Origin of the sequence: Asticcacaulis biprosthecium C19, from assembly GCF_000204015.1 — a bacterium.
In the GTDB taxonomy this organism is placed as follows: Bacteria; Pseudomonadota; Alphaproteobacteria; order Caulobacterales; family Caulobacteraceae; genus Asticcacaulis; species Asticcacaulis biprosthecius.
Genome location: NZ_GL883077.1, coordinates 1,839,350 through 1,852,001 on the forward strand (window position 1 = coordinate 1,839,350; position 12,652 = coordinate 1,852,001).

At 61.6% G+C, this 12,652-nt stretch carries 9 protein-coding genes; 7 read left to right on the plus strand and 2 right to left on the minus strand.

Features of this window, described 5'->3' with window-relative positions; genetic code table 11:
- Window positions 1–6 precede the first annotated feature (6 nt).
- Together ABI_RS08565 and ABI_RS08570 are read right to left on the minus strand one after the other, a co-directional pair.
- Entirely contained in the window at window positions 7–1,635 is a 1,629-nt protein-coding gene (locus ABI_RS08565) for an alpha-L-fucosidase (RefSeq protein WP_006272523.1), read from the minus strand.
- Complete coding sequence (locus ABI_RS08570; protein WP_006272524.1) at window positions 1,632–3,617, minus strand: sialate O-acetylesterase; 1,986 nt, start codon at window positions 3,615–3,617, stop codon at window positions 1,632–1,634. The genes ABI_RS08565 and ABI_RS08570 overlap by 4 nt, the downstream gene beginning before the upstream one ends.
- Window positions 3,618–3,857: 240 nt before the next feature.
- Here ABI_RS08570 and ABI_RS08575 point away from each other — a divergent pair, with 240 nt between their 5' ends.
- From ABI_RS08575 to ABI_RS08605, 7 genes are all read left to right on the plus strand, one after another.
- On the plus strand, window positions 3,858–4,910 hold the full coding sequence (locus ABI_RS08575) for a LacI family DNA-binding transcriptional regulator (protein WP_006272525.1): 1,053 nt from the start codon (window positions 3,858–3,860) through the stop codon (window positions 4,908–4,910).
- Window positions 4,911–5,115: 205 nt separating this feature from the next.
- The gene (locus ABI_RS08580; RefSeq protein ID WP_006272526.1) at window positions 5,116–6,309 is read left to right on the plus strand and encodes a fumarylacetoacetate hydrolase family protein; all 1,194 of its coding nucleotides are present in this window, start codon (window positions 5,116–5,118) and stop codon (window positions 6,307–6,309) included.
- A gap of 41 nt (window positions 6,310–6,350) precedes the next feature.
- The gene (gene xylB, locus ABI_RS08585; RefSeq protein ID WP_006272527.1) at window positions 6,351–7,079 is read left to right on the plus strand and encodes a D-xylose 1-dehydrogenase; all 729 of its coding nucleotides are present in this window, start codon (window positions 6,351–6,353) and stop codon (window positions 7,077–7,079) included.
- A gap of 149 nt (window positions 7,080–7,228) precedes the next feature.
- A complete protein-coding gene (locus ABI_RS08590; protein ID WP_006272528.1) occupies window positions 7,229–8,125 on the plus strand; it encodes an SMP-30/gluconolactonase/LRE family protein in 897 nt (298 codons plus the stop codon).
- 5 nt (window positions 8,126–8,130) lie between these two features.
- Window positions 8,131–9,918, plus strand: a complete 1,788-nt coding sequence (locus ABI_RS08595) for an IlvD/Edd family dehydratase (RefSeq protein WP_006272529.1) — start codon at window positions 8,131–8,133, stop codon at window positions 9,916–9,918.
- 251 nt (window positions 9,919–10,169) lie between these two features.
- On the plus strand, window positions 10,170–11,606 hold the full coding sequence (gene xylE / locus ABI_RS08600) for a D-xylose transporter XylE (RefSeq protein WP_006272530.1): 1,437 nt from the start codon (window positions 10,170–10,172) through the stop codon (window positions 11,604–11,606).
- Window positions 11,607–11,672: 66 nt separating this feature from the next.
- Window positions 11,673–12,524, plus strand: a complete 852-nt coding sequence (locus tag ABI_RS08605; RefSeq protein WP_006272531.1) for an aldose 1-epimerase — start codon at window positions 11,673–11,675, stop codon at window positions 12,522–12,524.
- Window positions 12,525–12,652 lie beyond the last annotated feature (128 nt).

The window sequence follows — 12,652 nt, forward strand, 5'->3', positions numbered from 1 at the left end:
GTTTTGTTAAACCAGCCCCGTTCCCATGATCTTCAGCGCCGGCGAGAAGGCCGGGCGGGCGTCCGGCAGCTTTACCGTCAGACCGTCCATGCCCAGTTCGAACGTCAGCGGCTGGCCGTGGCCCAGCAGTTCGACCCGCTCGACCGAACCCTTGCGCAGGGGTGAACCCTCGGCGAGGCTGATCAAGGTGACATAGCCGCTGGTCGGCCATTCCAGCGGCAGGGCATACAAAGCCCCTGCCTTGGTGGTGTAGCGGATGTCTTCGTGCGTAAACGGCTTGGCTTCCGCCTCGTTCATATGGCCTTCGACCACCTTGAACGGGCCTTCGCCGAAAACGGTGTAGGGGCGGGTGGCGAAGATGGCCTCGCCATTGACGTCCAGCCAGGCCTTCATTTCACCCAGGATGGCGACTTCCTTTTCGTCGATTTCGCCGTTGCCGCGCACCGGGATCGACAGAAGCATGTTGCCGTTTTTCGACACAATATCGACCAGACGCTGGATGACGTTTTTGGCGCTCTTGTAACCGTTGCGCTCATACAGCCCGCGGTCGTAGTGCCAGTTGCCGATGCAGGTGCAGGTCTGCCAGACATTGTCGCGCAAGCGGTCGGAATAGCCGCGCTCGATGTCTTCGGTGATCGCCTTGCGCTGGGTGTCATCCAGCTTCTTGCCCGTGGCGATGACGTTGGCCGTGCCGTGCCACTTGACCGCCTGGTTGTAGTAGTAGGCCGTGGCGTCGAGGCCATATTGTTCCAACGGCAGGCCATAGTTATCGAAATAGACCAAATCCGGCCGGTACTTGTCGATCATGTCGTTCTGGCGCAGCAGCCACTTTTTGGCATAGTAGGCGCCGTTGGGCGGTACGGTCTCCAGCCACTGACCCGAGGTGGTGTTGATGTGGTCCTGCATGGCCTTGATCGAGTTGATGCCGTCGGGTGGCGGCATGTCGCCGAAGCGGCCGGTGTACAATTCCTGCGGATCGTAGCCGTCCCACCACTTGCCCTTGCCGTCGGCCTTGGTCAGGCGGGCGGCGTCGTAGCGCAAGCCCTTGACCGGACCTTCGGCGTCATAGCCATAGGCCGTTTGCCACCAGTGCCAGGCGTGGGCGGCGTGGTTGGATAGGCCGAACTTCAGGCCGTGTTTGCGCGCGGCGGCGGCGAAGTCGCCGCAGATGTCGCGCTTGGGGCCTATATTGACCGAGTTCCAGTTCTGGTATTTCGAGTCATAGAGATCGAAATTGTCATGGTGGTTGGCCATGGCGACGAAGTATTTGGCACCGACCGATTTATAGAGGCCGATAAGGCCATCGGGATCGAACTTCTCGGCCTTCCAGTCCTTGAGGAACTCCATGAAGCCGAACTGAGCCGGGTGGCCGTAGGTTTTGGTATGGTGTTCGTAATAGAAGTTGCCCTGGATATACATCTGGCGGCCGTACCAGTCGCCGCATTCCGGGATACACTGCGGCCCCCAATGCGCCCACAGGCCCAGCTTGGCGTCGCGGAACCAGTCCGGGGTCTGGTAGGCTGAGCCCAGTGACTCCCAGGTCGCTTTGTAGGGGGCGGCGGCAGCATGAGTTACGGTGGGGAGCGCGGCGACTGCGGGCGCCGCGGTCAACAGATTACGACGGGACAGTTTCACGGGTTGTTCTCCATTTCACCAATTCTTAACTCAAAAGGACCCGCGGGCAGGTCGTCCTTGCTGTACAGGTTGACATAGGGGCTGTCGGCCCAAGCGTAGCGCACCTTGACCACGCCGACGCGATTGGCGCCCTGCAGAATGACGCGGTCGCCGTCGGGTGTGGCTGAGACGAAGGTGCAGTCGGTTTCGGTACAGGCTTCGAAACCCAGGGCGGTGGCGCCGGAATAGGTGACCAGACCGCCGTTGGTGTTCTTGAAGGTGACGATCAGGTCGTCGACCATGGGGGTAACGCTGACCGGCTCAGGGCCTGATGGGGTGGCGGATTTGCCGTAGACGACGCTCTGGGCGACGCGGGCCAGACGGTCGCCGACCACGGTCTTCTGGGTCGGGTGGATGTCGAAGCGGTCGCCGACGTCGAGGCTGATGGCCAGGCCGGCGTGAGGATCCGCCTTGACGGCCCGGCGTTGCGAGTCCCGCAGCCGCGCCCAGCCGGAATTGACCGGCTGGGACGCGACCGGGCCATAGTCGGCCAGTTGCACGATCAGGAAGGGCAGGGTGGGGTTGTCGAACTTCTGGCGCCAGTCGGCCATCCAGGCCGTCATCAGGGTCTGGTATTCAACCGGTGAATCGACATTGGCCTCGCCCTGATACCAGGCCACGCCCTTGAGGGTATAGGGCGCGACCGGCGCGATCATGGCGTTGTAAAGGGTGGTCAGGCCGTTGGGCACCGCCCAGGGTTCACCCTCGACCTTGGCGCCGGGGCGAATGGGGCCGGAAATCTTGTAACGCCAGACATTGGGCAGGGCGACCGTGCTGCCGTCGGCGAAACGGATCTTCTTATCAGCGGTCTTGCCGTACAGGCCGCCGCCGCCGCCGGTATCGGTAACGCGCACGACGATGGTGTTTCGCCCGGCCTTCAGGGTGCCGGCCTGCAGGTCATATTCGCGCGGCGCGTTCCAGCCATAGGTGGTGCCGGCCTTCACGCCATTGACCCAGGTAATGTCGACATCGTCGATGGGCCCCAGGCTCAGGCGCGCCGCCTGTGCCGCCTGGGCCTTTGTGACGTTGACGGTCGTCCGGTACCAGACGATGCCGTCGAAGCTCGCCAGATCCGGATCTGGCGAGCTCTCCCAGATGACGTCAGGGACGATGGTCTTCCAGTCGTTGTCACGGAACTTGGGGTCGATCCATTGCAGCTTGGTGGCCAGGTCGTCCTCGGTCGCCTTCCAGGCGTCCTGGGTGGCGGCGGCCCATTGGGTCTGGGCGGCGGCGCGGTCGCTGGCATAGAGGTTCAGAGCGTCGAGGCCCGGGCGATAGCTGGAGACCGTGCTCAGGCCCTCCTGGCTCATCCAGGCCTGGATAAAGGTGCCGCCCCACGAGGCATGGATCATGCCGACGGGGACATTCTCCGTCTTCGCCAGCGACTTGCTCATGAAATAACAGACGGCCGAGGCGTCGCCGACGGTTTGCGGCGAGACCACCTGCCACGGTGTCGCTTTGCTGAGCTCAGATTGCGGCGTGACGGCCGCGACGCGGTCGAGGGTAATAAAGCGCAGTTTATCGTTGCTGGTGTTCAGCTCGGCGCCGGCATTGGTGGTATAGCGGACGGTGAACTCCATGTTCGACTGGCCGGAACACAGATAGACGTCGCCGACCAGGATGTCATTCAGCGTCGTGGTCGCAATGCCGTCCGAGACGGCCAGGCTATAGGGGCCGCCCGCCTTTGTCGGCGGAAGTTGGGACGCCCATTTTCCGGCAGCGTTGGCGGTAGCGGTGGCTTTGGCGCCGTTGAAGGTGACAGTGACGGCCGAACCTGGCACGGCGGTGCCCCAAACCTTGACCGCCGCGTCGCGCTGCAGGACGGCATGGTCGCCAAAGACGCCGGCGAACCGCGGTGGCTCCGCCGCATGAACGGTCCCGGGCAAGACGGTGAAAGTCAGAACGGCCAGGACGGCTGCGGAGGCGCGGAACGGTAACGGCATGACAGCACCCTTTACTTAAATCCTGGCGGCGATAACGGCAAACAATGACCTATAATTCAAGTGCTTTTTGTATGACAACTGCCCCTTTGGCGTTTTGCCCGCCAAACGGATTTTATCAGCGAACGGAGTGTGACCGCTATCAACCCATTTGCCAAGCCAGGGTTTGCGTCCTATAGATGTTCGGAACCATAAGGCGCGGCATGATGAATCGCGCCCAGTTGAACAAGGGATGTAAACAGGTTGGCGCGCAAGGTCAGTCGCCGGGGCGGCAATATCGTCACCATTCACGATGTGGCGCGCCACGTCGGCGTGTCACCGATGACGGTGTCGCGCGTGATCAATGGCGAAAAGAACGTCCGCGAGGAAACCCGCGCCAAGGTCCTGGCCTCGGTCGAAGCGCTGAACTATTCCCCCAACCTGGCGGCACGATCTCTGGCGACCCAGGATTCGGCGCGTATCGGCCTGCTGTACTCCAACCCGTCCGTCGCCTTTCTGAGCGAATTCCTGGTGGGTATCCTGTCGGAAAGCTCTCAGAGTGGCGCGCAGCTGCTGATTGAGTCCTGCGAAGGGCCCGAAGGCGCCACCGCGGCGCTGGAGAAGATGAAGGCCAATGGCTGCGACGGGGTTATCCTGTCGCCGCCGCTCAGCGACTCGTCTCGGGTGGCGAAGGTGTTACGCGACATGGATCTGCCGTTCGTTGGCGTCGCCATGGCCCGGCCGGATCCGCAGGTCTGCTGTGTTACGATCGACGACTTCAAGGCGGCGTTTTCGATGACGAAGCGACTCATCGAACTGGGGCATCAGCGCATCGGCTTCATCAAGGGGCATCCCAATGCCTATGCCAGTCAGACGCGCTTTGAAGGCTTCGAAGCGGCGATGCAGAAGGCCGGCATCACCGTCGACCCAGCCCTGGTAGCGCAGGGTTACTTCACCTACCGCTCGGGCTTCGACGCCGCCGAGCGCATGCTGAACTGCAAGGACCGTCCGACGGCCATCTTTGCCAGCAACGATGACATGGCCGCCGGCGCGGTTGCCACTGTCCACCGTATGGGCCTCGACGTTCCCGACCACGTCACCATTGTGGGCTTCGACGATACCGCCATGGCCTCCTCTGTATGGCCCGAGCTGACCACGGTGCGTCAGCCGATCGCCGACATGGCGGCGCTGAGCGTGCGGCTGATGAACGACCAGATTCGGGCCAAACGGCTGGGGAAACCGTTCGAACCCGTGCGTGAAATTCGCGATTTCGCTCTGATCGAACGACAGTCCTCGGCGCCGGTTGGGACGGCCTGATCATTGGAAGCGCTTTCTGATTTCATTTTTACAAAAACGTCGCCAAATCCTAACTTTGACTTGACAGGGCGTGGATCGTGTCTGATATGTTAGCGCTAACAAAGCGGTCCCGCCACGACGCGTTTGCGTCGGGGCAGAGGGCTGTCTATAAAACGGGTTGAGGAAGACCGCGGTTTTGTCCGCAAAGACTTTTAGGGACTTGCACATGCCTGACACTCTGAACCCGGCTTTTTTGCCCGAGGACTGGAAGAACGCGACCCTCGTCGGTCGCCTGGATACCCCTGATGGCCCGACCCCGATCCTGATCAAGGGCGGCGAGGTTTTCGATATGTGCGCGGTCGCGCCGACCGTGTCGCAACTGTTCAAGGTATGGCCGCAGACCGGCGCGCCTGAAGGCGGTCTGTCGCTGGGTAAGCTGGAAGACTTCACCTTCGCAAAAAGCTGGGCCGGCGAACGCAAGGGCAACCAGCTTCTGTCGCCGATCGATCTGCAGGTCGTGAAGGCAGCCGGTGTGACCTTCGCAGTCTCGGCCGTTGAGCGTGTGATCGAAGAGCGCGCGCGTGGCGATTCCGACAAGGCCCAGGGCATCCGCGACGCCCTGGCTGAGCGTGTCGGTTCCGACATTCGTTCGGTCAAGCCGGGCTCTGAAGAGTCCGCCAAGCTGAAGGCCGCCCTGATCACCGACGGCCTGTGGTCACAATATCTCGAAGTCGCCATCGGCCCTGACGCCGAAGTGTTCACCAAGTCGGCGGTGCTGTCGAGCGTTGGATGGGGCGATGAGGTTGGCGTGCGCTCCGACTCGACGTGGAACAACCCTGAGCCCGAAGTTGTCATGGTCGTCGATCCGAACGGTCGCGCCATCGGCGCCACCCTGGGCAACGACGTCAATCTGCGCTGCTTCGAAGGCCGTTCGGCCCTGCTGCTGGGCAAGGCTAAGGACAATAACGCGTCGTGCGCGCTCGGGCCCTTCATCCGCGTGTTTGACGACGGTTTTACCATCGATGACGTCCGTTCGGCGGTGCTGGATCTGAAGATCGACGGGCCGGAAGGCTATGAGCTGGTCGGTCGTTCGACCATGAGTGAGATCAGCCGCGATCCGCTGGATCTGATTGCCCAGGCGATGAGCGAGCACCACTATCCCGACGGCTTCGTCCTGATGCTCGGCACGCTTTTTGCACCGACCCAAGACCGCGATGTCCCCGGCCGTGGCTTTACGCACAAGGTCGGTGATGTGGTCAAGGTATCCTCGCCCAAGCTGGGTTGCCTCGAAAACCGTGTTACCTTCTCCAAGGATGCGCGCCACTGGACCTTCGGTATCGCCGACCTGATGCAAAACCTGGCCGACCGTGGCCTGTTGAAACCCCGTAATACCGCCCGGCCGCAAGCCCTGGCTTCTTAAGCGAAACTTGCGTCGTACTCGTACAGAAAGAACCCGTGACCATGTCCTCAGCCATCTATCCCAGTCTCAAGGGCCGCACGGTATTGATCACCGGCGGAGGCTCCGGTATCGGCGCAGGCCTGGTCACCGGCTTCGTCCGTCAGGGCGCCATCGTCCACTTCATCGATCTGGCCGACAGTGTCTCGGCAACTTTGGAACCTGGTTCGGCCACGTTTCACAAGTGCGACCTGACCGATATCCCGGCGGTCGAGAAGGTGATCGCCGGCATTGGTCCGGTCGATATCCTGCTCAACAACGCCGCCAATGACGATCGTCACCGTCTGGAAGACGTCACCGAGGCCTATTTCGACAACCGTATCGCGGTCAACCTGAAGCACCTGCTGTTCTGCGCCAAGGCAGTTGTGCCGGGCATGAAGGCCAAGGGCGGCGGCGCCATCATCAACTTCGGTTCGATCTCGTGGCACCTGGGTCTGCCGGATCTGGTCCTGTACGAAACGGCCAAGGCCGGTATCGAAGGCATGACCCGCGCACTGGCGCGTGAACTGGGCCCTGACAATATCCGCGTCACCACCATCCTTCCCGGCAATGTGAAGACGCCGCGCCAGATGAAGTGGTACACGCCGGAAGGCGAGCAGCAGATCGTTGATGCCCAGTGCTTGAAAGGCCGTATCGAACCTGCCAACGTCGCCGCTCTGGCGCTGTTCCTGGCTTCGGACGACGCGTCGCTGTGCACCGGCCATGGTTACTGGATCGACGCCGGCTGGCGGTAGGCCTGAGTTAAGAGTACCCCTCCACCGCTTCGCGGTCCCCCTCCCCACAGGTGGGGAGGAGAGGGGAAGTCACTCCCTTCTTCTCCTCCCCACCTGTGGGGAGGGGGACGGCGAAGCGGTGGAGGGGTATCTTTCTTTCGGAGGTTCCGTTGGCCGAACTCTTTCAGCCCATCTGTGTCTGGGACCGCAAATGTACCCTGGGCGAAGGCCCGGTATGGAGCGCCAGAGACCACGCCCTGTGGTTCGTCGACATCAAACGCTCCGAGGTTCTGCGTTACGACGTCAATATCGGCTCGCACCAGGTCTTTCATGCCCCGTCGCCGTGCGGCTTTATCGCGCCGAAAAGGTCCGGCGGTTTCATCGTCGGCTGCAAGACCGGGCTGTATGACCTGGACCCGAAGACCGGGCATTTTGAATTCCGTTTGCAGGTCGAACCGGGGCTGCCGACCAATCGGCTCAATGATGGATTTGTCGATCACCATGGCCGGCTGTGGTTCGGCTCGATGGACGACGACGAGGTCAACCCGACCGGCAAGCTTTATCGCTACGATGCCCGCGGCCTGGTCGCCATGGACCACGACTATGTCATCACCAATGGCCCGGCGGTCAGCCCGGACGGCAAGACCCTCTATCACAACGACACCCTGAAGAAGATCATCTATGCCTTCGACCTGGACGGGGAGGGGCATATTTCCAATAAACGGGAATTCGCCCGCCTGGACGCTATGGGCAGGACGGGTGAACATGGCGAGGGCTATATGGATGGCCCGCTGGTCGATGCGCAGGGCAATGTCTGGGTCGGGCTGTTCTTCGGCTGGGGCGTCAACGGCTATGCCCCGGACGGCCGTCTGATCCGCCAGGTCAAATTCCCGGTGTCCAATGTGACCAAGATTGCCTTTGGCGGTCATGACCTGAAAACGGTCTACGCCACGACGGCCGCCAAGGGCCTTAGCGCCGACGATCTCAAACATCAGCCCCAGGCCGGCGGGCTGTTCCGCTTCGACGTCGATATTCCCGGCCAACCCCAGAACCTCTTCCAGGATTGAAAACCATGACCACGAGAAAACCCGCCACCTCCAACGGCCGTTTCCGCTCGCAGGAATGGTTCGAAGCGCCCGGACATATCGACATGGCGGCGCTCTATCTCGAACGCTTCATGAATTACGGAATTACCCCGCAGGAGCTGCGCTCAGGCCGCCCGATTATCGGCTTTGCCCAGTCGGGCAGCGACATCGCCCCGTGTAACCGAATTCACCTGGAACTGGCCAAGCGCACCCGTGACGGCATCCGCGACGCCGGCGGCATCTGCATGGAGTTTCCGGTCCATCCGATCTTCGAAAACTGCCGCCGTCCAACCGCGGCCATCGACCGCAACCTGTCGATGATGACCCTGATCGAGATCCTGCACGCCTACCCGCTGGACGCGGTGGTCCTGACCACGGGCTGTGACAAGACCACCCCTGCCGGCATCATGGCCGCCACCGCCGTCGACATCCCGGCCATCGTCTTGTCGGGCGGCCCGATGCTGGACGGCTGGCATGACGGTGACCTGGTCGGTTCCGGCACGGTCATCTGGCGCGCCCGTCGCAAGCTGGGCGCCGGCGAAATCACCGAAGACGAATTCCTCGACATGGCCTGCGCCTCGGCGCCGTCGGCCGGTCACTGCAACACCATGGGCACGGCTTCGACCATGAACGCGGTCGCCGAGACCATGGGCCTGTCGCTGCCGGGCTGCTCGGCTATTCCAGCGCCCTATCGTGAACGCGGCCAGATGGCCTATGAGACCGGCGTGCGCATCGTCGAGATGGCCTATGAGGACCTGAAGCCCTCCAAGATCCTGACCAAGGCGTCGTTCATGAACGCCATCGCCGCCGTCGCCGCCATCGGCGGGTCGACCAATGCTCAGCCGCATATCACCGCCATGGCCCGCCATGCCGGGGTCGACATCACCGATGCCGACTGGCGTGCGGCCTACGACATCCCCTTGCTCCTCAACATGCAGCCGGCCGGAAAGTATCTGGGTGAGCGCTTCCACCGCGCCGGCGGGGTTCCCGCCATCCTGCACGAACTGGCCGTCGCCAATCTGATCGACACCACGGCCGCCACCGTCACCGGCAAGACCCTGGGCGAAAACATCGAGGGCAAGGCGTCGAAAGACCGCGAGATGATCAAGACGGTCGCCGAACCGATGATGGAACGCGCCGGTTTCCTGGTGTTGAAGGGCAACCTGTTCGATTTCGCCATCATGAAGACCTCGGTGATCTCCAAGGAGTTCCGCGCGCGTTACCTGTCGCGTCCGGGTCATGAGAACATCTTTGAGTGCAAGGCCGTGGTGTTCGACGGTTCGACCGATTACCACGACCGTATCAACGATCCGGCACTGAACATCGATGAGGACACCATTCTGGTCATCCGCGGCTCGGGCACGATCGGCTGGCCGGGTTCTGCCGAGGTCGTCAACATGACCCCGCCGGACGCCCTGCTGAAGAAGGGCATTACCTCGCTGCCGACGCTGGGTGACGGCCGTCAATCGGGTACGTCGGACTCGCCGTCCATCCTGAATGCTTCGCCGGAAAGCGCGGCCGGTGGCGGCCTGTCGTGGCTGCGGACCGGCGATATGATCCGCATCGACCTCAATACGGGTGCCTGCGATGCCCTGGTCGAGGCCGATGTCATCGCCGAGCGCAAGACAGAGGGCCTGCCGCCGGTGCCGGAGAGCATGACCCCGTGGCAGGAGATCTACCGTAGTACGGTTTCGCAACTGCACACCGGCGGCGTCATGGAGCCCGCCCTTAAGTTTACCCGCATCGCCGAAAAGATGCCGCGACACAATCATTGATTTGACGCTGCACGTGTTGCACCGCGTCACTGGTAGCGGTAACAAAATTAACGATAAATGCGCGCCAAATTTGGGGGATTTGGCGCGCAAATCCTTTTAAAATATAGCGTTCTGCGTATCCGACGCTTGCGTAAATTTGCGCAAAAAGTTAAGGTCCGCCCAAGTACCGCCCCAACGATAAGGCCACACAAAAAAGGTGCTTGAACAAGGTTAGGGAACGGGCAGCACGCCCGACTTCAAGGGAGTAGAGGATGTCCTCGACAACAAAGACCGTGAACATGGGTCTGGTCATGGGGCTCGCCATCGGCGCGGCTCTGGGCGGGCTTCTGTTCGGCTACGATACGGCCGTCATTTCCGGCGCGGAAGCGTCGATCAAGTACAATTTTGTCACGCCCAACACCGCGTGGGACGAAACCAAGCAGAACTTTTTCCACGGTCTGGCCGTCGGTATCGCGCTTCTGGGCTGCGTTATCGGCTCTGCCATTGCCGGGCCGCTTGCCACCAAGTTTGGCCGTCGCTTCGGCATGATGGTCGCCGCAGCGCTCTTCTTCGTCTCGTCGGTGATGTCGGCCTTCCCGGAAACTTTCCTAGCGCCGATCGGGGGAATGGGCGTCGACGCGCTTTGGCCCTTCATGATCTATCGCATGTTCGGTGGCGTCGCCATCGGGATGGCATCGCTCATTTCTCCGATGTATATCGCTGAAATTGCCCCGGCCAAGCATCGGGGACTGTTGGTGTCGCTGCAACAGATCGCTATCGTCGTCGGCATCACCCTGGTCTATTTCGTCAATATGAAGATCGCCCAGGCTGGCGGCGGCGACGATACCTGGATCCACGCCTCGGGCTGGCGCTATATGCTGGCTTCGTGCGCCATTCCGGCCACCATGTTCCTTGTCGCCGCCTTCTTCATGCCCGACACCCCGCGCTGGTATGTCATGAAGGGCCATGACGCCAAGGCGGAAAAGCTGTTGCATGAGCTCAACGATCCCGACACGGCCAAGGCGACCATGGCGGAAATCAAGGACAGCCTGGTCGATCATTCGGGTAAGCTTTTGTCTTTCGGCGGCGGTGTCGTCGTTGTCGGCATACTTCTGTCGGTCTTCCAGCAGGTTGTTGGCATCAACGCCGTTCTGTATTACGCGCCCAGCATGTTCAAGAATATCGGGATGGCGACGGATGCGGCCATGCTGCAAACTGTCATCATGGGCATTGCCATGGTGGTGTTTACGGTCATTGCTCTGTTCACTGTCGACAACTGGGGCCGCAAGCCTTTGCTGATCCTCGGCGCCGTGGTTATGGCGGCATCGTTGTTCTTCCTGGGCTACCTCTATCAGACCCACCAGCAGGGCATGATCTTCCTTGTCACGGCCATCGTCTACATCGCCGGTTTCTCGCTGTCGTGGGGCCCGATCGTGTGGGTTCTGCTGTCGGAAATGTTCCCGAACTCGATCAAGGGCGCAGCCATGTCGATCGCCGTCGCCGCGCAGTGGATCGCCAACTACATCGTGTCGCAGACCTTCCCGATGATGGACGGAAATTCGCAACTGATCGCGCTGTTCAACCATGGATTCTCCTTCTACGTCTATGGCGCGTGCTCGGTCCTGGCGGCTCTGTTCGTGTGGAAGTACGTACCGGAAACCAAGGGCAAGACTTTGGAGGCCATCGAAGGCCTCTGGAAGAAGCACTAAGTCGCGTATCCGGGCGGCCTGTGACAGGCCGCCCGGCATTCCCTTAAGCGATATAAAGAGAATACTATGCTGCGCTTAAGCTCCAACGAAACCACGCTGGATATCTGCCCCGACGTCGCGGGTAGTCTCTGGCGTTTTGTCCATCAGGGCCGCGATATCCTGCGGCCGACGGCGGACGGGACGACCGACGCCCTGATGACCTCCAGCTTCCCGCTGGTCCCCTATTGCAACCGCATCCGCAACGGCGAGTTTGCCTTTGAGGGCAAGAAGGTCAAGCTGACGCCGAATTTAGGCAATGGCCATCCGCATCCGTTGCATGGCCAGGGCTGGCGCCAACCGTGGCGCGTGATCGAGGCGTCGCCGACGCGGGCTGTGCTGTCCTATGTGCATGACGCCGATGAGTGGCCGTGGGCCTATGAGGCGGTGGTGGTCTACGAATTGCGGCCTGCGGGCCTGCGGGCCTATCTCAGCGTGAAGAACCTGTCGCGCAACACCATGCCGGCGGGTCTGGGCTTCCATCCCTATTTCCCGCGCACGCGCCAGACGCGTTTGAGGGCGGTGACGACGGGGATCTGGCGGGCCGATGACGACTGTCTGCCGGTGTCGTGGCATGCCGGCGTGCTGCGCAAGGACTGGTCGAAGGGCGATATCGTCGATCACGAGGTGACGATCGATCACTGCTATACGGGCTTTGGCGGCCGGGCCGAGATTTTGGAAGGCGATACGACCGTGCTGAGCTTGCGGGCGTCACCGGACTGCAAGTGGTTGCACGTCTTTGCGCCGCTGGACCATCCTGACTTCTTCTGCGTCGAGCCGGTGAACCATATGCCGGATCCGTTCAACCAGCCGAATTCGGGACTGAAGTGCCTGAAGGCCGGGGAAACCTCGATGGTGTGGATGGACATCGCTGTCAACTAACGGGGTTTGGGGCCGCATGGCTCTGGGCGTTCGGCGCGGAGATCGACCCACCGGGTCGATCTCATAAGCTTTGCCATGCGGCAAACCTTCGCTTCTCACCCCCAAACCCCATTCGTATTCAGCGCTCC

Bases quoted from the DNA above. Each gene is read 5' to 3' on its own strand.
- xylE (WP_006272530.1), top strand. From the start codon at position 10,170: ATGTCCTCGACAACAAAGACCGTGAACATGGGTCTGGTCATGGGGCTC.
- ABI_RS08570 (WP_006272524.1), bottom strand. From the start codon at position 3,617: ATGCCGTTACCGTTCCGCGCCTCCGCAGCCGTCCTGGCCGTTCTGACT.
- ABI_RS08580 (WP_006272526.1), top strand. From the start codon at position 5,116: ATGCCTGACACTCTGAACCCGGCTTTTTTGCCCGAGGACTGGAAGAAC.
- ABI_RS08605 (WP_006272531.1), top strand. From the start codon at position 11,673: ATGCTGCGCTTAAGCTCCAACGAAACCACGCTGGATATCTGCCCCGAC.
- xylB (WP_006272527.1), top strand. From the start codon at position 6,351: ATGTCCTCAGCCATCTATCCCAGTCTCAAGGGCCGCACGGTATTGATC.
- ABI_RS08595 (WP_006272529.1), top strand. From the start codon at position 8,131: ATGACCACGAGAAAACCCGCCACCTCCAACGGCCGTTTCCGCTCGCAG.